Below are 21,859 nucleotides of genomic sequence, written 5' to 3'. Positions count from 1 at the left end.
TTTTCCAATGGAAATTATTAAATAAGAGAAATTATTCTTTTCTTTGTACCGTCAAACTTAAAAATAAAGAATATGAAATATGTAATTATTGGCGGTGTAGCAGGTGGAGCCACGGCAGCCGCGCGACTGAGAAGAGTGAACGAAACAGCCGATATCCTTTTGTTGGAAAAAGGCCCCCATATCTCGTATGCTAACTGCGGTTTACCTTACTATATAGGCGGTGTCATTGCAGAGCGTGAAAAACTTCTGGTGCAGACACCCGAATCCTTTGGCAAGCGTTTTCGCATTGATGTGCGGGTACAGAATGAAGTGCTTGCCATTCATCCCTCAACCAAAACCCTCACCATACGCAATGCGGAAGGAAAAGAGTACGAGGAAAGCTATGACAAGCTCCTCCTGTCTCCGGGAGCCAATCCTGTGAAGCCACCTTTGGAGGGCATTCATTCCGAAGGTATTTTCACTTTGCGCAATGTCGAAGATACCGACCATATCAAAGCTTATATCACAGACAAGCGTGTGAAGCGTGCCGTCGTTGTAGGTGCCGGATTCATCGGACTGGAAATGGCAGAAAACCTGCATCATGCCGGCATCGCTGTTTCCGTGGTCGAGATGGGCAATCAGGTAATGGCCCCTATCGACTTCTCTATGGCGGCTTACATCCATCAGCATCTGTCGCAGAAGGGTGTATCGCTCTATCTGGAAGAAGGCGTTACCCACTTTCAGCGTACTGACCAGGGCATCACCGTCTTTCTGAAAAGCGGAAAGACGATTCCTGCCGATATGGTACTGCTTTCCATCGGCGTGCGTCCTGCCACGGCATTGGCACAGCAAGCCGGCTTAAAGCTGGGCGAAACGGGTGGCATTTGGGTGGACGAACATCTGGAAACTTCCGAAAAAGATATCTATGCCGTAGGCGATGCCATCGAATATCCTCATCCTCTGACCGGAAAGCCGTGGCTGAATTATCTCGCCAATCCTGCCAATCGCCAGGGGCGCATCGTGGCAGATAACATGGCGTTCGGCAATACAGTTTCTTATGAAGGAGCTATCGGCACTTCCATTGCCAAGGTTTTCGACATGACCGTAGCTTCTACGGGACTTGCCGCCAAGCGTCTGAAGCAGTGGGGCATGGAGTATCAGAGTTCAGTCACCCATTCGGCTTCGCATGCCGGTTATTATCCGGATGCATTGCCCTTGACGCTAAAGCTGACCTTTCACCCTCAAACAGGTAAGCTTTACGGTGCTCAATGTATAGGTTTTGAGGGAGTGGACAAGCGTATCGACCAGATAGCCGGACTCATTAAGAATGGCGGTACCGTGTACGACCTTATGGAAACGGAGCATGCCTATGCGCCTCCTTTCTCATCGGCAAAAGATCCTATTGCCATTGCCGGATATGTGGCTTCCAATATTATCAGTGGCGCCATGCCTGCCATCTCCTGGCGCGAACTGGTTGAGCAGAAAGACGGGGTGATGTTGATCGATACCCGTACTCCCGAAGAATTCTCTTTCGGCACCATTCCGGGGGCTGTCAATATCCCTTTGGATGAAATGCGCGAACATCTTGCCGAAATCCCGACGGATAAGCCCGTTGTACTGTTTTGTGCCGTCGGACTGCGCGGTTATCTGGCTCAACGCATCCTGATGGGACGCGGCTACCGGAATGTACGTAATCTGATTGGCGGTTATAAGACTTATTCTACGGCGATAGCGCCTGTTCCGCGTCCTTCGGCTGAGGTGGTTTCATCAAACGCAGATACTTCTTCTGCTCCTGTTTCTGAAAAAGAACCGTTGAAGATTAATGCATGCGGATTGCAGTGCCCGGGGCCTATCATGCAGGTGAAGAAAGCGATAGATAGCATTGCCGCCGGCGAGCGGGTGGAGATTGTAGCAACCGATGCCGGCTTTGCCCGTGATGCCTCTGCGTGGTGCGACACTACCGGAAATAAACTGATTGGACAACATGAAGAGAAAGGCCGCTATACGGTTGTGATAGAGAAAGGCGATCCGGCTTGTGCATGCCCTTCCGATACCCGTTCGGGTGGGGGCAGGGGAAAGACCCTGATCTTGTTCAGTGATGATCTGGACAAAGCATTGGCCACTTTTATTCTGGCAAACGGTGCGGCTGCTACGGGGCAGAAAGTATCCATCTTCTTCACTTTCTGGGGACTGAATGTCTTGAAGAAGGTACAGAAACCCAAAGTGCAGAAAGATTTCTTCGGAAAAATGTTTGGCATGATGTTGCCGTCCAGTTCTTTGAAATTGAAGTTGTCGCAGATGAATATGTTCGGTATGGGCAGCCGTATGATGCGGTTCCTGATGAAGCGTAAAGGAGTAGATTCTTTGGAATCCTTGCGTTCGCAGGCATTGGCGCAGGGAGTGGAGTTCATAGCCTGCCAGATGTCTATGGATATGATGGGCATCCAGCGTGAAGAGCTGCTCACCGATGTCACTATAGGCGGTGTCGCTACCTATATGGAGCGTGCGGACAAGGCTAATGTGAACCTTTTCATTTAGAAATAGTTTATAAGCGGAATATTCTTTATTTTTGCACCATTAAAAGAAAAGGAGAAGAAAATGGAGACTTTATGCAAAATCCGTGATGTCTATCGGGCAATAGCCGAGTTTGAGGTACAGTTTACGCAGAGGTACGATCTTTCGTTGAACGAAGGAATGTTGTTGTGCACTTTGCTCAACAGTCCTAAACTTACTTCCAGCGAGATAGCCGAAGCGTTAGGACTGTCAGCCTCCAATACTTCCAAAGTCATTCGTTCTGTGGAGGAGAAGAAACTCATTACCCGTCTGATAGGCAAAGAAGACAAGCGCCAGATGCGTTTCTCCCTGACTGCGGAAGGAAAGAGCCGGATTACCGATATCAAGAATGCTACTTTCGAGATGCCTGAGCTGTTGCAGCAGGTTGTAAGCCTGGTATAGGCGCTTTTACCGGCTTTCGTTGGCATAGAATAAAGAGTTAATATCGTGTTTGCAGGAAGTTAATTTCCTGCCGACACGATATTTGTTTCTTGTATGACACGATATTAATACTTTGGAAGACACGAAGTTAATTTGTTCCCTTGACGTTTCTTCTCTCCTTGGCGAGGGCTGCAATCAGGTATTTCCCTTTGGTGTTTACTACGCTCCATCGTGTATCGTGAATGATTCTCCATACGGGATGCCCTAGCCTGCCGTAGTCTGACAGTCGCAGGATGGTTTTCTGCTCGTCCGGATTGCTGATGTGCAGTTGCTCCATGTCCAGCAGCAGGCATTCCAGGTTATGGGTCTGCTTGTTGTAGGCATATCCCGGAATTTCTATCGCAGAATTACCCGTCAGATTTCCTCCGTTCTCCCCCGGGGGAGTCAGAGGGGGAAGTGCTTTACTTTCGTTTGCTTTACTTTCGTTTGCTCTACTTTCTTTGCTTTCTTTGCTTTGTTGTGGATTGCATGTATTTTCGGAGGAATTGTCTGCATGTTGCGTGCAATTTCCCTGTTCTTGCGTACAATTAGCATTTTCATTACCTTTACCATTTTCATTATCTTTCCCGCTTTCGTTGCCTGTATCGCTTTTATTATCTTTCTCATCTTTCTCGCTTCCCTCTGCTTTAACCAGCATGTAGGGTAGGGAGGGTAAGTCCCTTTTTCTCCGCTTGGTGGCTTCGAGCCATACTTTCTGTATTTCAATGGAAGTCAGTACCTGCTGTTCCCGGTATGTTTTCAGGTCGAAGAATCCCTTTTCCACCAGAATATCCACAATGCCCTGCATTTCTTGCTCGTTGATGTCCTTTCCTGCTTTATTGGTGAAGAGCAGGCATTGCTCTTCATCCCATTTCAGGTAATATCCGTTCTCTTTGTGTATCTTGCACAGTAGCTTCATAATTGCTGCTGTGCTTTTCAATCCGAATTTAGCTTCCGCCAATTCTATCGGTACTTCGTCCATGAAGCTTACTTTAAACGGGAAATATAGCATTCCCCCATACGTCATTGCCATTTCTTCTAATTTTTAATTTTTGACTTTTCATTTTTCACTTTTCACTTTTCATTCTCAATTAATCGGTCTCCATTCCAGAAAGTTTTCCATTTGGAAGCTTCTCCATGCTTGCACTTCCACGTCCCAGTAGACGACGGTACTTGTTACTTTGGTGATGTCATACTCTCTTTGGAAGCTTGTTTCGTAGAACCGAAGTGTTGCCTTCACCAGTTTGAATGTCCCGTCCTGTTTGTGATAGGCAATGAGCGCGTAGCCGTATTGCATGTGATCGATAAGACTTTCGATTCTCTCTGCCATCCAAGAGGCACACGTTTCCGTGTACCCCTTTTCAAGCATGATACGTATTTTCCATAGATTTCTGAGTGCTTCGTGAAGTGAAGCGGGCTTTTTCATTTTCTTCATTTTGTTCAATTTGAATTAATAAATTTGTTGTTTATTCAGCAGATAATCAGGTATAAAAAGAAAGATGCCTTCTTCTTGAGGAAGCGGCATCTTTTCAGTTGTGGCTTGATCTTTGCTAAAGTGGCGGCAAAGATAAATAGTATTCCAATAGGGTGTATAAATTTAATTATTGTGTATTTTATTCTTTCTTTTGCAGGTCTTTTCCATCTTTTTCCCTTTTATCTCTTTAGCATGTAATTTTCTATATACTTCACTGATTTCTAACTCTATTGTTTTGGCTGACAATGGCTTTCCTTCATCTGATAGTAACATCTTAGTCTTATACAAGAAGTCTGCCAACGCCTTCATTCCTGTTGGACCTTTTTGATGAAAACATCCCTCTTCGTACCATTCAATGAATTGCTCTATCACAGTTTCTCTGTATTCGGGAAGTACTCCAGTTACTACTCCGCAAGGGGGACGTCCCACTTGTCCCTTAGTACTTGAATCATTGCCTTTTAATTCATCTTTACATGTGTTTTCCAACTCTTTTTTTGGAAGCTCTTCAGCATTTCATCTTGTTCCATAATTTTCATTTTTTAAGTTCATAATTTAATATATGTGAAATGTAAAAAAGGCGCAAAGGTAGTGTAAACTCATTTAATTAGGAACTGATCCTTTGATGAAAAGTTTATGATAATGTAATATTTGGATTTAATTAGTTGTAATACAGATGGGTATCTGTTTGTGATAGAGGTGACTTTTAAACGTTCGTTTAATGGACGCAAAGATAAGGTAGTTTTTTATATCTGCAAAATGTTTAATAAAAATATTTTGAATGCTATTTTCTTTTATCGTATAATGTGTTGATATTTAGTGCAATATACTTTGCTTTTTATAATTTAAATTTCCGTTCTCTTTTATTAAACTTTGGTGCTTGTATTTTTCTAAATCTTGACGTCCAAAAAACGAACGTCTATTGAACGCTTTTTGCTTGTAATTACTTCGTTTATAGCTTTTTACCTGCAAGGTAATGAACAACTACAGAAAATCTGTTGACAAGAGGAGTACAAAGCTTGTCGTATTTCATATAAAGTGCTCACAAGTAATTGAATTTCAGTTATATGCAAGAAGTTCAAAGCCCCGAAAGAACGCCTTTTTCTGAAATAAAACATCGAATGGAAGCGGATAAAGAGACCGAAATCTGGTATGCGATGCGTGCCACATACCGTAGAGAGCCCGATGCCATGCGTTTACTCGAAAAGGAAAAATTGGGCTGTTTTGTTCCCATGCAATACAAGATCAGCATGAAGAAAGGGAAGAAAATCCGCTCTTTGGTTCCTGTCATTCACAATTTGCTTTTTGTCCATGCCTGCCCTTCGGATTTGAAGCGTGTCAAGTCCCAGGTCACTTACCTGCAATATATCACCGATACCCGCAGCGGCCAGAAGATCATTGTCCCCGACAAGGATATGCAGCGTTTCATCGCCGTATCCGGCACCTATAATGACCATCTCTTGTATTTTCAACCCGATGAACTGAACTTGTCGAAAGGTACCAAAGTTCGTGTCATCGGTGGTGAATTCGAAGGTCAGGAGGGCGTTTTCCTGAAGGTTCGTGGTGCCCGCGACCGCCGTGTCGTCATCCAGATCCAAGGCGTCATCGCTGTTGCCATGGCCACCATCCATCCGGATCTGATCGAAGTAATAGAATAACAGCCGATTGGCACAATCTGTCATGCAGAGCGTAGCGAAGCATCTACTCTCTTTTTTAATCTGAAATCATAAATCTACAATAATTAATTATGTCTCTTTTACAAGAAGCAATCACCCTCCAGCTTGCGGCGCACGACCTGCTGTATCTGGGTATGGACGGGAGCCCCATCTATAGCGATGACCTGTCTCGCCGCAACGGTGAAGTTTATCGGCTGACTACGGCTCTGTATAATTCCGGCCTCTATGGCTCTACCTTGGAAGAACAGGCTAACATCTGCCTGGCCCTCCTGATGGGCTATAACGCCTCGTTCATCGACCACGGCGAGAAGCAGCAGTGTGTCCAGGCCGTTTTGGACCGTTGCTGGGATATCCTTGATGCCCTTCCGGCTTCACTTCTCAAGCTCCGTCTGCTCACTGCCTGCTATGGCGAGGTGTATGACGAACCCTTGGCGGATGAAGCCCGTTCTATCATCACCGCCTGGGACACAGCCTCGCTTACCGCCGAGCAGCAGGAGGTCATCGAAGAATTTCAGAATGTGGTGGGTAATCCCTATCCATGGGAGGAAGTGGACGAATAATCTGGAATAAACGGTCAAAAGCTATTTCCTGTTTTTAGAAAAAGCGTATATTTGCGTATCACTTCTAAAAACGGTCAGACAAGATGGAACAGATGCGTAAATTGCCTATCGGTATACAGACTTTTGAAAAGCTGCGTGAAGAAAATTATCTTTATGTGGATAAAACAGCCATGGTCTATAAAATAGCATCCAATTCCACTCCTTATTTCCTGAGTCGTCCGCGTCGTTTCGGCAAGAGCCTGCTTCTTTCTACCTTCGAATCTTATTTTCAAGGACGTAAGGATTTGTTCGAGGGGCTTGCCATAGAGAAATTAGAAACCCAATGGGAACAATATCCGGTGTTGCATCTGGACCTGAACGTCCGGAAGTACGAGACAGCTACAGATCTGATTGCCATGCTCAATCAATATCTGGAAAAGTGGGAATGGCAGTGCGGCACGGAAAAGCAGGAACGTAGTCCCGAGGAGCGTTTTGCATACGTGATAGAGCAAGCGTACGTTCAAACGGGCAAGCAAGTTGTAGTCTTGATTGATGAATACGACAAGCCTTTGCTTCAAGCACTTTCGGATGGGCAATTGACAGAAGAGTACCGCCGGATCTTGAAAGCCTTTTATGGCGTGCTGAAAAGTGCCGACCGCTATCTCCGCTTTGTTTTCCTGACCGGTGTGACGAAGTTTGCCCAAGTCAGTGTATTCAGCGACTTAAATCAGTTGCAGGACATCAGTACATGGCCCGATTATTCCTCTTTGTGTGGCATTACCCAGGAAGAACTGGTCCGGACGTTTACTCCGGAGATAGAACGTTTGGGTGCTTTCAACGGCATGGATTTCGATACCACTTTAGAACGGATGACCAAGCTGTATGACGGCTATCATTTTTGCCCCCATAGCGAAGGGGTTTTTAATCCTTTCAGCGTATTGAATGCTTGCAAGTCGAAGATACATATCAACCTGCAAGATGCATGGCATCTCGGCATTGGAATTTTTCAAGAAATTCTTTCATGAAATCATGCTTGGACGTAGAGATTATGAGAACTTACTCCCTATGACAATAGGCATTAAACCTAATAAAATTTAAAATTAATCCTGATTTTGACATCTTTTATAGTGGAACCGTCTTTTGACGGCTTTCATTATCGGGTATGTCATTTTTGGACGCTAACGAAGGGGGAAGCAAATGAAGCGGCCTGATAGGACAGAATCTAATATCAAACAAAATTTTTAATTTTACCATGAATGTAACTTGTTGATAGACAAGGCTACGCTGTAGTGGTGGTTTACAATATAAGAAGCTGTTTAAATTCTGTTCAAAAAGTTTTTATTCAGCTTCTTTTGAGTCTCTTTTCGGTCTGTTTCCCTCTTTTTATTCGTCACATAGCCCACTATGCTCCTCTTAAAAACAGAAAAACATCCTCAAAAAGAACTTTCAAAATAATGCTGAACAAAATTTAAACAGCTTCTAAAAATAAAGTTTTATGGCAAAAATAGTTTATTTGGGCATGATTGGTGATATCATGCATCCGGGTTACATTAACATCATCAATAAGGCTGCTGAATATGGTGATGTGATGATAGGCTTGTTCACAGACAGGGCGATTGCTAATCATCGCCGTCTTCCTTATCTTACATGGGAGCAGAGGAAGAATGTTGTGGAGAATATCAAGAATGTATCTAAGGTCGTTCCGCAGGAGGATTGGAGTTATGTGACTAACCTTCTTGAATATAGGCCTGACTATATCATACATGGAGATGATTGGTTGGCAGGTCCGGATAAATACATACGCGATGAAGTTTTTAAGGTGATGGAAAAGTTGGGTGGTGAAGTTATCGAGATACCTTACACAAAGAATATCTCTGCATCAGGAATCAAACAGGAGATTGATTCGCTTGGGGTGACTCCCCAAATGCGCCTTTCTTCTCTCCGTAGGTTGATTGCGGCAAAGCCTATAGTCCGCATTCTTGAGTCTCATAATGGACTTACCGGTCTTATTGCTGAACACACCAAAGTAGAGGTGAATGGTCAGGAGCGGGAATTTGACGGGATGTGGGCATCTTCTCTTACCGATTCTACATCTAAGGGCAAACCGGATATTGAGGCTGTTGACCTTACTACCCGTCTCCATGATTTGAACGATACTCTTGAAGTCACTACTAAGCCTGTTATTTTTGATGGTGATACGGGAGGCAAGATTGAGCACTTTGGTTTTACAGTACGTACCCTTGAACGTCTTGGCATCTCTTGTGTTATCATTGAGGATAAGGTAGGTCTGAAGCAGAACTCGCTATTTGGAACTGATGCCGTTCAGACTCAGGATACCATTGAAGGTTTTCAGGCAAAGATTCGTGCGGGTAAGGAAGCCCAGATTACACGAGACTTTATGATTGTTTCTCGTTGTGAATCTCTCATCGCGGGCAAGTCGGTGGATGATGCCCTTGAACGTTGTCATGCCTATGTTGATGCTGGAACGGATGGTATTATGATTCATTCGAAGGAAAAGAACGGTGAGGACATAAAAGAGTTCTGCCAGCGTTTCCGCAAGTATGACGATCATACTCCGATTGTTGTTGTTCCTACGACTTATAATCAATTTACAGAGGAGGAACTTGCGGGGTGGGGTGTCAATGTGGTGATTTATGCTAACCACATGCTTCGTTCGGCTTATCCGGCTATGGTCAAATGTGCAGAGACTATCCTTCGTACCAGCCGTTCGCTTGAGGCTTCGAAACAGTACTGTATGCCAATCAAGCAGATTCTTAACCTTATACCCGGAACTAAGAAGAAGTAATCGTTGTAAATTTTGAAATGTAAATAATTATGATAAGACCTGAGTTTTTTGTAAATACCCTCAAGGAGTATGGCATTGATTTCTATGCGGGAGTTCCTGATTCATTGCTAAAGAATATCTGCGCTTACATAACTGACAATCTTCCTGCGGAGCAGAACATCATAGCTGCCAATGAAGGCGGTGCGATGGGTATTGCGGCCGGCTATCATTTGGCAACCGGTAAGGTGCCTGCCGTTTATATGCAGAACTCCGGTGAGGGCAATATAATCAATCCGCTTGCATCCCTTACCGATAAAGAGGTTTATAACATTCCAGTGCTCCTCGTCATCGGATGGAGAGGCCGTCCTGGAGTCCATGATGAACCTCAGCATGTAAAGCAGGGCAAGGTGACAACCGGCTTGCTTAACACAATGGGCATCAACTATGCCATTCTTCCTAAAGACGAAGAAGGGGCGGCGAAACAAATTAAGATGGCTGCTGATTTTATGAAAGCAACGAACGAGTGTTATGCTCTTGTGATAGAGAAAGACACTTTTGATGCTTATACACTTCAGAAGGTGGAAACCAATGGCTTTACTATCTCCCGTGAAGAAGCCGTACGGAAAGTGGCTTCCTGTGTTGAGGATAACGCTTGTATCGTTTCTACCACCGGAATGATTTCTCGTGAGCTCTTTGAGGCACGCACGGCTTGGAATCAGGGACACGAACGTGATTTCTTGACAGTAGGTTCCATGGGGCATGCTTCGCAGATAGCCCTCGGCATAGCTCTCCAAAAGCCGGACCGTAGGATATATTGTTTTGATGGTGATGGCGCCAGCATTATGCATATGGGCAATATGGCCATTACTGCCAGCATGAAGTGCAAGAATTACGTGCATGTGGTGTTCAATAATGGCACACACGATTCTGTGGGTGGCCAGCCTACGGTAGGTCTCCGGATTGACCTCTGTGGAGTGGCAAAGGCTTTGGGGTATAAGGCCGCCTATTCAGTTTGTACGATGGAAATTCTCGAAGCGACCCTTGCGAAACTTAAAGATGTCGAAGGTCCTGTTTTTCTTCAGGTTTGTGTAAAGAAGGGTAATCGGAAGGACCTTGGCCGCCCAACGACCACTCCTGTTCAGAACAAGGACTCACTTATGGCGTTTCTTCAAAAATGAAAGTTGTTTTGTTTGCTGATATACATGCTAATCTGACAGCTTTTGAGGCTGTCCTTGCTGATATCAATACTTGTTATCAGCCCGATGCGATGATTAGTTTGGGAGACCTTATAGATTATGGCATGCGTTCGAACGAAATTATAGAGCGCATTCAAGAAGTTCAGATTCCTATAGTTGCTAATCTAAAAGGCAATCACGAGAAAGCCTTGGTTGATAGTGACCTTTCCCATTTTTCGTCAGAGAGGGGGCGTGTAATGTCAACCTATACAAGGAATCATCTTAATCAAGCATCTCAGAATTATATAAAGAATGTGATGCAAGAACCTAAGCAAACGCTGGAGATAGATGGCAATAAAGTACTTCTTTTGCATGGCAGCATTGAAGACCCTTATTGGGGCAAATTGACACCGTCTAAAGTTGATGACGAAAAATATAAGGATTACGACTACGTAATCAGTGGGCATATCCACCAGTCTTATAAGATAGATGTATTTTTCAAGGCGGAAACTCCATTAATGCGTAATCAGAAGCGGACCACTTTCATAAATCCCGGTTCTGTTGGCCAACCTCGAAATCATAATCCTTATGCACAATATGTGTATATGGATTTTCAGACAGGTGAGATACACTTTAATGCTGTTCCTTATGATGTTGATGCGGAACAGGTCTTATTCCCCAAAGAGATAGATAAGTTTTATAGTGAACGATTAAAATTTGGAATTTAATGAAAAATCTATATGTGATAAGCGGTGCCACTGGCATGACTGGAAACGAACTTTCACGTCAGTTTGTCTCACAAGGAGATATTGTCATTGGCTTTGATAATTTCTTTGCAAGTTCGATTGATATAGTCAAAGATATTGTAGATAATCCTTCTTTTATTTTCTACAATTATGATATCAATAATGCTGCTCAAATGGATGAAGTATGCGAGAAGGCTAATTCACTAAAGGCAGGGTGCAATGGCCGGCTTGTATTTATCAATTGTGCCGCAGTAGTGCATACAAAGCATTTTTACGAGGTGGAGAGTACTTTTCAGACAAATGTCATTGCCATGAAGAATTTTTTGGAACGTGCTATTGCAATAAAGGCTGACACGTACATCAATTGTTCAACATCTGAAGTTTATTCGATGCAATCCTGGAATGAGAATGGTGGTGTTCGGGAATCTGATTATTTGGCAATGTCAACGGCTGAACACAGCCAGCGAACCAGCTATGCCTGTGGTAAATTGATGACCGAGTTTTTTATGAAGGACGCTGTGGATAAAGGACGGATCAAGGGCTGTTCTATCCGTTTTGCTAATGTCTATAGTAAACATGAACGTTTTGCGGAGCATGTCATTCCACATATCATTGATAATCTACTTGAGAGCCATACCGTAACGCTGCTTGAAAATTCCAAGGTCAACAAACGTACGTTCCTCCATAACATAGACAGTTGCCGTGCTGTAATGGAACTTATCACTTCCGAAAATGCCTTGGATGGAACTGTTTATAATGTGGCCACAGAAGAGGAGATAACCATTATAGACCTTGTCAAGAAAATCGCAGACAAGATGGGAATCAATGATGTGGATATTTGTTTTGAAGGCTATCGAAAGTCTGACCCTGAGCGCAGGCTGCTTAATACGGATAAAATCCGGACTCGTACTGGCTGGAAGCCAATTATTACACTTGAAGAGGGGCTCACGATGTGTGTTAATAGCATTGAAAAATGAAATATCTGATTATTACAGTTGCCGGAACGGCAACCCGCTTCAATCGCGACACGGACGAAGATACTTTAAAATGTCTTTATTATACTGACAATCCGCAGTATTCTCTTCTTATTCAACTAATGAAAAATTGTGGGACGTATGATAAATACATTATCGTTGGAGGTAATCTATATGAGCGACTGGAGAAGTTTGTGAAAGAGGAACTTTCAAGTTATGGGGATAAGGTAAAGCTGGTATATAATGAGCACTTTAAGGATTATGGTTCGGGCTATAGCTTATACAAGGGAATAGAGGCCATAAAAGAGAGGGGTGATGTGACCTTTGTAGAAGGTGACTTGTTCTTTAATGCTTCCGCATTTCAGCAGGTATATAATTCTTTGAAGAATGTTATTACTATCAATCGCGAACCTATTTACTCAAACAAGGCGGTTGCGCTATATATCAATGCAGATGGAAAGCCTCGGTATCTTTACGATACAAACCATCAGACTTTGATGGTTCCTGAACCGTTCAAGGCGATATTCAATAGTGCTCAGATGTGGAAGTTTGTTTCTACGGAAAATTTATTGAAAGCGGTAGATAATCTCTCAGAAGCTCAGCTTCAAGGTACTAATCTTGAAATCATCCAGGCTTACTTTGGCGATATGAATGATGATGAATATGATGTGGTGGCTTTTAATGATTGGTATAACTGCAACACCGTAGCTGATTATAATATTGTTCGTAAATTGATGTAAATCCATTACGTTATGGGAATATCCGAAAGAGATGGCAGAGTTGATGGCATTAAATGGTTACTTATTGTCCTGGTTACTATCGGTCATGCAATAGAACCTGCATTGAGTAATCCAACCGCAAACAAGCTCTATTCTCTTATTTACCTTTTCCATATGCCATTGTTCATTTATATCAGTGGCTATTTTGTAAGTGTAAGTAATGCAAAAAAAATAGTAGTCAAGGGAGTTTTGGTGCTGGAAACATTTCTGGTATTGATGATTCCGCACTTTCTTTGTTATAAGAGTTTTTATGTCTTCCTCAATCCGGAAAATTCGGGTTGGTATCTTGTAAGTTTATTTTTGTGATATGTTATTGCTTATACATTGAAACATGGAAAAATACTTAGTGGCTCAGTGGTGGTATTATACTGGTAATCAGTATAATATGCGCATTTGTTGTATATTCGCTTCCGCTCAGGCAATATGGAAATCTACTGTCTTTTCAACGTACTTTTATGTTTTTCCCCTTTTTCATGATGGGGCTTCTGAGAAAAAGAAAAAGAGCTGTCTATTATTCCGAAAGTTTCAGGGAAAGAAAAATATGTCATCATATTTTTATCAATAATATGTTTTATCTTTTGCACACTATATAGTGGAAGAATCCTTCATGTTTTGGAATTCAATAATGCAAATGTGTGGTGGATGTCTTCCTTATATCAACAGGATATCGGTATGCTATTATCTCTTAAAGTATTGGTTTTTATAGGCTCAATTATCACGTCATTATGTGTGTTAGTGATTGTTAAGATGCCTTCTTGTATATGTTTATTAGGTTCAAAGACATTGGCTTATTATGTTGTGCAAGGAATTTTCGTACATATTCTGGCCGACTATCTCCAGCCTGATTTCGTTCAAGCTTTGCTGCTTGGCTTGTGTGTAATAATTGTTACAACAATATTGTTGCGATATGTCGATTCGAAATTTATCACAAACCCCATTACTTCGATATTAAAATGGAACAACTGAATAAAAAATTATTGCTTATAAAGCAAAAAGTGAATAATAACCAGCCAATAACTATTATGATTATTGGCTTAGGCAGTGTTGGATGTTATCTTTTGGATTATCTCGTTTCTCTTGGCGATTCACAGCTCAGACTGGTTGTTGTCGGTCGAAACGCGGAAAAAATGCAGATGGATGTAAATATTATCCGAACCGCTTCAACCATACGCAGGCAATGTCGAAGTGAAATTAAGGTTATAGGAAATTGTGACCTTAATGATGTGGATAGCATTGCATCGGTTCTTAAAACAGAAACTCCTGATTTTATCGTAAATAGCAGTCGAGTCTATTCGGGCTTGAAATATGGTAGCATTTCGTGGGGCAATTTACGGGCTTATGGCATCTGGACTCCTCTGTCAGTCAGATATGCACGTAATATTATGGATGCCTACGCTCGAGCGGATTGCCATGCTATTACCATAAACACATCCTATTCCGATGCTGTGATTCCATGGCTGAAGTCTGCCGGAAAAGCCTATTTTGATTTTGGAAGTGGCAATTTGAATCACCTTATTCCACGAATGAAGTTCTATATTGCTGAGAAGTACGGCTTTTCTAATCTCAATGATATAGACGTGACACTTGCAGTTTCTCATTTTCATGATGTCGTAATTTCCAAAGAAGGTCATGCGGAAGGACAGGATATTTTGCTTGATATAAAGTATAAAGGAAAGGTCATTGAATTCAACAAAGAAGAACTTCTTAAGACGTGTTCTATTGCTATGCCGGTTGACCAAAAGCGTAATATGATGAACGCTTCAAGTAATTTTGATATCATATATTCTATACTTACAGCTTTACGCGAAAAAAAGGAAGTGAAGATCCATACACCGGGAGTTGATGGAGAAATTGGTGGTTATCCTGTTATTATAGATGGAGTGGCAGGAACGGCAAGATTTGATGAGGCTGTTTGGACAATAGAACAAATGCGTGAGGCAAACCGTATATCTATCTATTGTGATGGTATTGCGGATGTAAAGGGAGGCAGCTTATTTTATACAGCGGATCTTGTTGCAAAAGTGCAAAGATGTTTTGGCGTAAAATTGCCACAGGAAGTGAGATTTGATGAAATAGATGAAGTGGGACAGTTTATTGTTGACAAGATTATTCTTACTAACATAAAACAATAATAAAATTGGAGAAGAGTTTACAGGCGAAAACTATAAATGGAGTAATTTGGAGCGGAATTGAGCGTTTTTCGTTGCAAGGTGTTCAATTTCTTATTAACATAGTTATGGCTCGCATTCTGCAACCTTCGGATTATGGAATGATTGGAATGTTGGCAGTATTTCTTCAAATATCTCAAGCTTTTATTGATAGTGGCTTTACAAGTGCGTTGATTCAGCAGAAAGAACGTACGGAAGTTGATTATTCTACTGTTTTTTATTTTAATGTTGTCTTATCTGTTTTTTTTTACATTGCTATATTTTTAGGAGCGCCATTGATAGCTTCTTTTTATTATTTGCCAGCCTTGGTTCCTGTGACTAGAGTTGTGGCAGTCAGTCTAATAATAAGTTCTTTATCTGCTATTCATAAGACAAAATTAACGATAGACATAGATTTTAGGACGCAATCTAAGGTCTCTTTATTGTCGGCTATTGCATCTGGTGGAATTGGCATTATCATGGCATATAATGGGTTTGGCGTGTGGGCTTTAGTTTATCAGACGCTGATAAATGTTACATTGCAGACTTTTTTTCTTTATTATTATCTGCATTGGATGCCAACCTGTGGATTTTCCGTTATGTCTTTTAAGAAGCTATTTTCGTTTGGTTCTAAACTTTTAATATCAGGATTGATACACAAAATTTATTATAATTTATATGGAATTGTTATAGGCCGCAAATTTTCAGTTGTAGATTTGGGATATTATACCAGAGCTGAACAATTTGCTTTTTTCCTTTCTTCTAATATAAATGCGGTGATTTCTCGGGTTATGTATCCGATATTAAGTCTCATTCAGGATGATGATAAACGGTTATCATCAGCTTATAGGAAATATATAAATTTTGCTTCTTTCATAATTTTCCCATTGATGGTAGGTTTAGCAGCATTATCCTCTCCTCTGGTTGATTTGTTGCTTACTGATAAATGGATGATGGTTGTTCCTTTATTGCAAATACTTTGTTTGGATTGGATGTTTGATCATTTAAGTGTAATAAATCAGAACTTACTATATGTGAAGGGGCGTTCGGATTTAGCCTTGAAAGTAGAAATCATCAAGAAGACTATAGCTACTACTATATTATTTCTTTCAATTCCTTTTGGGATAATAGGAATGTGTTGGGGACGTGTTCTCTATTCTTTAATTGCGGTTTATTTGAATGCATATTATACTAAAAAACTTATTGGTCTGAGTTTTTGGATGCAAATGAAAGATATTGCTCCATCTCTTTTTATAGCTTTTTTAATGGGCGGCCTAGTTTATCCTATTAATCGGACAGATTTGGATAGTTACTTGCAATTGTTAGTTGGTTTCATTGGAGGAGTGTTTTTTTATTTTTCTGCCATGTATATTTTTCAAAGGAATTTGGTTTTGAATTTTTTACAATTAATAAAGAGGAATAGATAAATGGATAATGAAACATTGAGGAAAAAATATAATCCAGAGGGGTCTGAATTACGTAGATTGCAATATAGAATGCTGGATATATTGATGGTGTTTGATAAGATTTGCACAAAATATCAATTGCCTTATTGGTTGGAAGGCGGAACTTTGATTGGTGCTGTAAGACATGGAGGATTTATTCCATGGGATGATGATTTGGATGTCCAAATGCTGAGAAGCGATGTAAAAAAATTGTTGAAGGTTTTACCCAAAGAGTTACCTTCCAATATGGCGGTTCAGACACATAAAACGGATAAGTATTATCTTCGTCATATACCTCGAATTCGGGATTTAAATTCTAAGCTAATAGTGAGTGATAAAGGTGATTGGAAAGATTATAAATTTCAAGGTGCATTTATAGATATTCTTCCGGTTGATTATACAGGTTTTCGATTCTTATCGCTTAGAAAAGTCTCGTTTTTATTAAAATGGAAACGGATTTATTTATGGGGTACTTTATCTAATATAAGCCCTGTGATCAAATACTATCCTTTCTTGCTCTGTTTTAAAATGGAGCAATTAGTATTTTGGTTGTACATGAAAATGGGTAATTTATTTAAATTGTCTAAAATTGATTTTAGTATATATGGACTTGATTTTTATGGGTTGAATATGGATGCGAATATAATTTTCCCATTAAAAAAAATGAATTTTGAAGGACATTCTTTTTATGTTCCTAACAAGGTAGATGAATTCTTGCGTAGGTATTATGGAGATTATATGCAGTTACCACCAGAAGACAAAAGAAAAAGGATTCATTCTCAGGAAGCTATATTTTTGTAATAGAAATAAATAATTTTGTGTTATAGTTGATTATATGTCTGAAATTCAATTTGATTTGAGAGAATTGCAGTTGAGATTAAGTGAGATGCTTTCAGCTGTAGCTAAAGTTTGCGATGAAAATAATATTAGATATTATTTAATAGGTGGGACTGCTTTAGGGGCTATTAGGCATAAAGGTTTTATTCCTTGGGATGATGATATTGACGTCGCAATGCCTCGTCCCGATTATGAACGTTTTTTGAAAATATCTCATTTGAACTTGCCAGAACATTATGAAGTCCGTAATTATAAGACACATCCGGAAGGACATGTTTATCCATGGTCAAAAATAGAAAATAAAAGGACAACTGTAGTAATGAATTGGCATAAATATTTGAATTATGCAGGAGGAATCTATATTGATTTGTTCCCTTTGGATGGATTGCCTAAAAATGATTTCTTGCGAAAAGTTCATTTGAACACGTTGTTTTTCTTTTCAAAGAAAATATTTGGCATTGCATATGTTGATCCTGAAACGTTTGAAGGAAGATTTTTAAAACGATGGATTGTAAAATTTTTCCATAGAAAGAATTGCCGGTCGATACTGCATTTTTTAATTCACTCATTACTTGGTTTGTATCACTATGATAGATGTGAGTGGGTGGCTAACTGCTTAGGAGAATATGGTTTTAAAGAAGTAATGGAGAAAAGTATCTTTGGAAATTTTGTAAATAAAGAATTTGAAGGTTCTATGTATAAGATCCCAGAACAATATGACCTGTATCTTACAAGGCTATATGGTAACTATGTGGAACTTCCTCCAGCAGATAGAAGATATTCTTTGCATGATTTTTATGTATTGAATTTGTCTGAACCCAATGAATCGTATATAAATAAAAAATAAAATTATGGATGCAATACTTTTGTCTGCAGGTGTAGGCCATAGGACGGGTTTAGGATATCCTAAACAATTTTTATTACTGAATGGCAAGCCAATGATTGTTTATTCATTGGAGGTGCTTCGTTCGTGTGACGAAATCAATAAAATAATTGTGACATGTAATAAACAAACAATTGATTTATGTCAGGAATTTATTGATAAGTATCATATTTCTGATGTTGAATGCGTGTTGGGTGGGGAGACTCGACAAGATTCTGTAAGAATGGGGCTGAAAAGAGTGAATTCTTCTCGTGTACTGATACATGAATCAGCTCGTCCCTTGATATCAGTGGATTTTGTTAAAGAATTATTAGTCGTAGAGAATGAAGTAGCTGTAGTTCCGACTATTCCCATTAAGTTTACGGTTTTGGAAGGAGGGGAATATATGGAAAAGGAATTGGTACGGAAAAAATTGCATAATGTTCAGTTACCTCAGATATTCGATACTGGTGTGTTAAAGGAAGCTCATGAGAAAGCTGCGATAGATGGCTATCAATCTACAGAGGATGGTATGTTGGTTTTTCATTATGGGAATAAGGTGCGTTTTGTTCCAGGGAGAGAGTCTAACATTAAAGTTACTACTATGTTAGATGTTGAAATGGTAAATAAATTATTAAAACTGTCATGACACTTACAAACAAAGTTATAGTAATTACAGGGGCAAGCTCCGGTATTGGTTTAAAAACAGCATTGAAAGCGCAAGAACTGGGTGCTACGGTAATTGCTGTTAGTTCACATATAGAGTCAAGGGAAGAGGTGCTTTGCATGATACGTGGTAAATCTTGCTGCATGAATTTGGATGTTACCAAAGAGGATGAAGTCAAGAATTTCTTTTTTTCATTGAAACAGAAATATGGAAAAATAGATGTTCTGATTAATTGTGCAGGTTATGTGAAACCAGAGAGTATGTTTTTTACTTCTCTTGAAAATTGGGAAAAAACTTTATGTGTAAACTTAACAGGTACTTTTTTGTGTTGTAAATATGCTTCATTGATGATGAAGGAGCTTGGGGGGAAAATTATAAATATTGCTTCTACGGCAGGTTTAACTCCACGTCCCGGATGGAGTGCTTATGCGGCTGCAAAAAGTGGTGTGATAAACTTCTCTTTCGCTATCGCAGAGGAACTTTCATCTTATAATATAAAGATATTTGTTATTTGTCCGGGAAGAACAGCTACTCCTTTAAGACGTATTTTGGCTCCAGCGGAAGATCCTAAGACTATTATGCAGCCAGAAACAGTAGCCGAAACAATCATTTTTTGTTTGTCGGATGTCGCTGACCCGATGGAAGGGCAGCCTATATTGGTTCGTGAAAGATTCTAAAAGTGTAGAGACAAGAAATTATCCTTAACATAGTCTTTCAAAACGCATGTAGAATTAAAATGAAGACCAATTATGATAGAAAATTTACGATTAAAATATAATGCGGAAGGAACGATTTTGCGCAGGGTTCAATTGCGTATGCTTGAAATGTTGCGTTATGTCGCAGATTTATGTGATGAGAACGGTTTGCAGTATTGGCTGACAGATGGGACTTTATTAGGTGCATATCGTCATAAAGGGTTCATTCCATGGGATGATGATTTGGATATTGGTATGATGCGGGAGGACATGCTAAAGCTTCGTAAGATTATGCAAGAGGATTCCAACTCTGATTTTGTATTTCAAGATCATACAACCGATTCGCATTATTATTATTCGTTTCCAAAGATACGGGATAAATACTCTGTATGTGAATCTGATGTTATTGAAGAAAAAAGGTTTAAATATAAAGGTATTTGGATAGATATTTTCCCATTTGAGGAAATCGATGTTCATGTGCAGAAATTGGCATTTTACACGAATACGCGTGGCAGACGTTTTTTGATAACTAAAAACAGTATGTCTTTTTTTGCTAATGTTCGCTACTATTTGAATGAATTTATGTTGTTTCCATGTTTTCGTTTGATAAATAGGATTGTAAAAAAAGAGCAAGTATATTTAAATCGTTCATTAGGATGTGAATTTTTTTATCCGCAGAAGAAAGAAGATTTATTTCCTTTGTCAAAGCTTGAATTTGAAAAGAATTTTTTTTGTGTTCCTAATCATGCTTCAGAAGTGTTGATTGGATTTTATGGGGAAAATTTTAATGAACTTCCTCCCGAAAATGATAGAACGAATCATAAAATTAAAGTTCATTTTTTGACACATGATGACAGTAAACATTCAAATTCTCTCAAAAGAATCTAAGTTATCAGATATTAATCCAGACTGATATAGATTGTAATATATCGAATGTTAGTCGGTTGGATAGATTAGGCTAAGTCGGATGCAACCCCATATAGGATACGTCTTTTGGGAATGCTTACTGGTTGAACGAACACTACGTATGTTTATCTATTTATTTGTAGGTTTACTATTTGGGGGGCTTGCTATTGCACATCCTTATGTAACTCTTAAAAATGGGAATAAGTATGCCAAACCATATTTTTATTGTATACTGATTTTTACAATTTTTCTTATTGTAGCTTTCAGAAAATGTGGCTTTGATTACGATAACTATTTATATTGGTTTAATAGTCTTCAGTCGGATTATTGGAAGAATAACGCTGTAACTATGGGGATAGAAATAGGATATGCCTGGATTAACAATGTGGTTGGTAGCTATCGCACGTTGTTGATTATCATAGCAGCATTGACAATGGGAATATATAGTACTTTCATTTATAAGAAATCACCCTATCCATTTCTTTCTTTATACCTTTTGTTAGGTACTTTTTTGTATCCAACCCTAATGGGGCAATATCGTCAAGGTGCCGCCATCGCTTTTTTCTTGCTTGCATTATTATATCGTAAGAATCAGATTTTATTTTGTACAATAATAGTTTGTGGCAGTTTTCTTCATGTCTCCATATTGCTTACTTTGGTTACTTTATTTGTGCCTGATAAACTGTTGACCAAAAAACAATATTTGGCCATCATAATCATTGCATTGCTTTGTAATGTTGGAAGCTATGACATATTTTTAAGCATGATAGATTCTATGCCAGATTTCGTGGCAGCCAAATTGAATGTATACCAAAAGACTGAGCAAGGAACGATATTAAGATTTAATTTAGCAATGCTATTGCGAATTATCATCTTTCTTATTTTTTATAAGGAAAGGTATTGCATTTCTCAATACAAAGATGGAATTTTTTATTTGAATTTATATTTTGTATCTCTATTTATTTATTTAGGCTTTGGATTCCTTCCACAACTTGGAGGGAGAGGGAGTATATATTTTTATTTTATGGAGTTAATCCTTTCCGCTATGATAATGAGTAGAGAAAGGCGAAGTAGTTTTTTTTATCTGATTTTCTTTCTTAGTGTCGGCATGTATCGTCAGATTTCTTTTTTTTCAATATGGCATGAAGATTACATCCCATATAAATCAGAGTTATTGTCTGTATTTGGATTATAAATAATTTA

The 21,859-nt window shown here is 39.7% G+C and carries 21 protein-coding genes and 1 pseudogene; 19 read left to right on the top strand and 3 right to left on the bottom strand.

Annotated features, from left to right (window positions below):
• Positions 1–72: 72 nt before the first annotated feature.
• The gene (locus AAE250_RS20045; protein WP_342289360.1) at positions 73–2,517 is read left to right on the top strand and encodes an FAD-dependent oxidoreductase; all 2,445 of its coding nucleotides are present in this window, start codon (positions 73–75) and stop codon (positions 2,515–2,517) included.
• 60 nt (positions 2,518–2,577) lie between these two features.
• Positions 2,578–2,934, top strand: a complete 357-nt coding sequence (locus AAE250_RS20040) for a MarR family transcriptional regulator (RefSeq protein ID WP_342289359.1) — start codon at positions 2,578–2,580, stop codon at positions 2,932–2,934.
• A 127-nt stretch (positions 2,935–3,061) separates the two neighbouring features.
• Here AAE250_RS20040 and AAE250_RS20035 read toward each other — a convergent pair whose 3' ends face one another.
• The 3 genes from AAE250_RS20035 to AAE250_RS20025 form a co-directional block, all read right to left on the bottom strand.
• A complete protein-coding gene (locus tag AAE250_RS20035; protein WP_342289358.1) occupies positions 3,062–3,985 on the bottom strand; it encodes a DUF4373 domain-containing protein in 924 nt (307 codons plus the stop codon).
• Positions 3,986–4,039: 54 nt separating this feature from the next.
• On the bottom strand, positions 4,040–4,387 hold the full coding sequence (locus AAE250_RS20030) for an SH3 beta-barrel fold-containing protein (RefSeq protein ID WP_342289357.1): 348 nt from the start codon (positions 4,385–4,387) through the stop codon (positions 4,040–4,042).
• A 162-nt stretch (positions 4,388–4,549) separates the two neighbouring features.
• Positions 4,550–4,912: a hypothetical protein gene (locus AAE250_RS20025; RefSeq protein ID WP_342289356.1), complete on the bottom strand. Its 363-nt coding sequence runs from the start codon at positions 4,910–4,912 to the stop codon at positions 4,550–4,552.
• 632 nt (positions 4,913–5,544) lie between these two features.
• On the opposite strand from AAE250_RS20025, the gene AAE250_RS20020 reads away from it, so the two are divergent.
• From AAE250_RS20020 to AAE250_RS19940, 17 genes and pseudogenes are all read left to right on the top strand, one after another.
• A complete protein-coding gene (locus tag AAE250_RS20020) occupies positions 5,545–6,081 on the top strand; it encodes a UpxY family transcription antiterminator (protein WP_342289355.1) in 537 nt (178 codons plus the stop codon).
• 89 nt (positions 6,082–6,170) lie between these two features.
• Positions 6,171–6,659: a UpxZ family transcription anti-terminator antagonist gene (locus AAE250_RS20015; protein WP_342289354.1), complete on the top strand. Its 489-nt coding sequence runs from the start codon at positions 6,171–6,173 to the stop codon at positions 6,657–6,659.
• 83 nt (positions 6,660–6,742) lie between these two features.
• Positions 6,743–7,585: pseudogene (locus AAE250_RS20010) on the top strand (ATP-binding protein); the annotation flags it as partial.
• A 548-nt stretch (positions 7,586–8,133) separates the two neighbouring features.
• Positions 8,134–9,444 carry a phosphoenolpyruvate mutase gene (gene aepX / locus AAE250_RS20005; protein WP_342289353.1) on the top strand — a complete coding sequence of 437 codons (1,311 nt, stop codon included), beginning with the start codon at positions 8,134–8,136 and terminating at the stop codon, positions 9,442–9,444.
• Between the two features lie 29 nt (positions 9,445–9,473).
• A complete protein-coding gene (aepY, locus tag AAE250_RS20000; RefSeq protein ID WP_342289351.1) occupies positions 9,474–10,601 on the top strand; it encodes a phosphonopyruvate decarboxylase in 1,128 nt (375 codons plus the stop codon).
• Positions 10,598–11,326 carry a metallophosphoesterase family protein gene (locus AAE250_RS19995; protein ID WP_342289350.1) on the top strand — a complete coding sequence of 243 codons (729 nt, stop codon included), beginning with the start codon at positions 10,598–10,600 and terminating at the stop codon, positions 11,324–11,326. Before aepY ends, AAE250_RS19995 begins: the two co-directional genes overlap by 4 nt.
• Positions 11,326–12,321 carry an NAD-dependent epimerase/dehydratase family protein gene (locus AAE250_RS19990; RefSeq protein ID WP_342289349.1) on the top strand — a complete coding sequence of 332 codons (996 nt, stop codon included), beginning with the start codon at positions 11,326–11,328 and terminating at the stop codon, positions 12,319–12,321. Before AAE250_RS19995 ends, AAE250_RS19990 begins: the two co-directional genes overlap by 1 nt.
• Positions 12,318–13,058 (top strand): DUF6564 domain-containing protein, encoded by a 741-nt coding sequence (locus AAE250_RS19985; RefSeq protein WP_342289348.1) that lies wholly within the window; start codon positions 12,318–12,320, stop codon positions 13,056–13,058. Before AAE250_RS19990 ends, AAE250_RS19985 begins: the two co-directional genes overlap by 4 nt.
• Positions 13,059–13,070: 12 nt before the next feature.
• Positions 13,071–13,403, top strand: coding sequence for an acyltransferase family protein (locus AAE250_RS19980; protein WP_342289347.1), 333 nt, complete (start codon positions 13,071–13,073; stop codon positions 13,401–13,403).
• A 647-nt stretch (positions 13,404–14,050) separates the two neighbouring features.
• Complete coding sequence (locus AAE250_RS19975; protein ID WP_342289346.1) at positions 14,051–15,229, top strand: hypothetical protein; 1,179 nt, start codon at positions 14,051–14,053, stop codon at positions 15,227–15,229.
• A gap of 5 nt (positions 15,230–15,234) precedes the next feature.
• On the top strand, positions 15,235–16,671 hold the full coding sequence (locus AAE250_RS19970; protein WP_342289345.1) for a lipopolysaccharide biosynthesis protein: 1,437 nt from the start codon (positions 15,235–15,237) through the stop codon (positions 16,669–16,671).
• On the top strand, positions 16,672–17,490 hold the full coding sequence (locus AAE250_RS19965) for a LicD family protein (RefSeq protein WP_342289344.1): 819 nt from the start codon (positions 16,672–16,674) through the stop codon (positions 17,488–17,490). It begins immediately after the preceding gene.
• Positions 17,491–17,524: 34 nt separating this feature from the next.
• A complete protein-coding gene (locus AAE250_RS19960; RefSeq protein WP_342289343.1) occupies positions 17,525–18,373 on the top strand; it encodes a LicD family protein in 849 nt (282 codons plus the stop codon).
• Positions 18,374–18,377: 4 nt separating this feature from the next.
• On the top strand, positions 18,378–19,037 hold the full coding sequence (ispD, locus tag AAE250_RS19955; RefSeq protein WP_342289342.1) for a 2-C-methyl-D-erythritol 4-phosphate cytidylyltransferase: 660 nt from the start codon (positions 18,378–18,380) through the stop codon (positions 19,035–19,037).
• Entirely contained in the window at positions 19,034–19,732 is a 699-nt protein-coding gene (locus AAE250_RS19950; RefSeq protein ID WP_342289341.1) for an SDR family NAD(P)-dependent oxidoreductase, read from the top strand. Before ispD ends, AAE250_RS19950 begins: the two co-directional genes overlap by 4 nt.
• Before the next feature lie 72 nt (positions 19,733–19,804).
• Positions 19,805–20,638 carry a LicD family protein gene (locus AAE250_RS19945; RefSeq protein WP_342289340.1) on the top strand — a complete coding sequence of 278 codons (834 nt, stop codon included), beginning with the start codon at positions 19,805–19,807 and terminating at the stop codon, positions 20,636–20,638.
• Between the two features lie 139 nt (positions 20,639–20,777).
• The gene (locus AAE250_RS19940; protein ID WP_342289339.1) at positions 20,778–21,851 is read left to right on the top strand and encodes an EpsG family protein; all 1,074 of its coding nucleotides are present in this window, start codon (positions 20,778–20,780) and stop codon (positions 21,849–21,851) included.
• Positions 21,852–21,859 lie beyond the last annotated feature (8 nt).

Origin of the sequence: Bacteroides sp. GD17, assembly GCF_038448625.1 — a bacterium.
Lineage (GTDB): Bacteria > Bacteroidota > Bacteroidia > Bacteroidales > Bacteroidaceae > Bacteroides.
The sequence above is the reverse complement of the archived record's forward strand: the minus strand, read 5'-3'. Positions and strand labels throughout refer to the sequence as shown.

Coding starts and splice junctions, on each gene's coding strand:
- AAE250_RS20045 (WP_342289360.1), top strand. CDS start 73: ATGAAATATGTAATTATTGGCGGTGTAGCAGGTGGAGCCACGGCAGCC.
- AAE250_RS20040 (WP_342289359.1), top strand. CDS start 2,578: ATGGAGACTTTATGCAAAATCCGTGATGTCTATCGGGCAATAGCCGAG.
- AAE250_RS20035 (WP_342289358.1), bottom strand. CDS start 3,985: ATGGCAATGACGTATGGGGGAATGCTATATTTCCCGTTTAAAGTAAGC.
- AAE250_RS20030 (WP_342289357.1), bottom strand. CDS start 4,387: ATGAAGAAAATGAAAAAGCCCGCTTCACTTCACGAAGCACTCAGAAAT.
- AAE250_RS20020 (WP_342289355.1), top strand. CDS start 5,545: ATGGAAGCGGATAAAGAGACCGAAATCTGGTATGCGATGCGTGCCACA.
- AAE250_RS20015 (WP_342289354.1), top strand. CDS start 6,171: ATGTCTCTTTTACAAGAAGCAATCACCCTCCAGCTTGCGGCGCACGAC.
- aepX (WP_342289353.1), top strand. CDS start 8,134: ATGGCAAAAATAGTTTATTTGGGCATGATTGGTGATATCATGCATCCG.
- aepY (WP_342289351.1), top strand. CDS start 9,474: ATGATAAGACCTGAGTTTTTTGTAAATACCCTCAAGGAGTATGGCATT.
- AAE250_RS19995 (WP_342289350.1), top strand. CDS start 10,598: ATGAAAGTTGTTTTGTTTGCTGATATACATGCTAATCTGACAGCTTTT.
- AAE250_RS19990 (WP_342289349.1), top strand. CDS start 11,326: ATGAAAAATCTATATGTGATAAGCGGTGCCACTGGCATGACTGGAAAC.
- AAE250_RS19985 (WP_342289348.1), top strand. CDS start 12,318: ATGAAATATCTGATTATTACAGTTGCCGGAACGGCAACCCGCTTCAAT.
- AAE250_RS19980 (WP_342289347.1), top strand. CDS start 13,071: ATGGGAATATCCGAAAGAGATGGCAGAGTTGATGGCATTAAATGGTTA.
- AAE250_RS19975 (WP_342289346.1), top strand. CDS start 14,051: ATGGAACAACTGAATAAAAAATTATTGCTTATAAAGCAAAAAGTGAAT.
- AAE250_RS19965 (WP_342289344.1), top strand. CDS start 16,672: ATGGATAATGAAACATTGAGGAAAAAATATAATCCAGAGGGGTCTGAA.
- AAE250_RS19960 (WP_342289343.1), top strand. CDS start 17,525: ATGTCTGAAATTCAATTTGATTTGAGAGAATTGCAGTTGAGATTAAGT.
- ispD (WP_342289342.1), top strand. CDS start 18,378: ATGGATGCAATACTTTTGTCTGCAGGTGTAGGCCATAGGACGGGTTTA.
- AAE250_RS19950 (WP_342289341.1), top strand. CDS start 19,034: ATGACACTTACAAACAAAGTTATAGTAATTACAGGGGCAAGCTCCGGT.
- AAE250_RS19945 (WP_342289340.1), top strand. CDS start 19,805: ATGATAGAAAATTTACGATTAAAATATAATGCGGAAGGAACGATTTTG.
- AAE250_RS19940 (WP_342289339.1), top strand. CDS start 20,778: ATGTTTATCTATTTATTTGTAGGTTTACTATTTGGGGGGCTTGCTATT.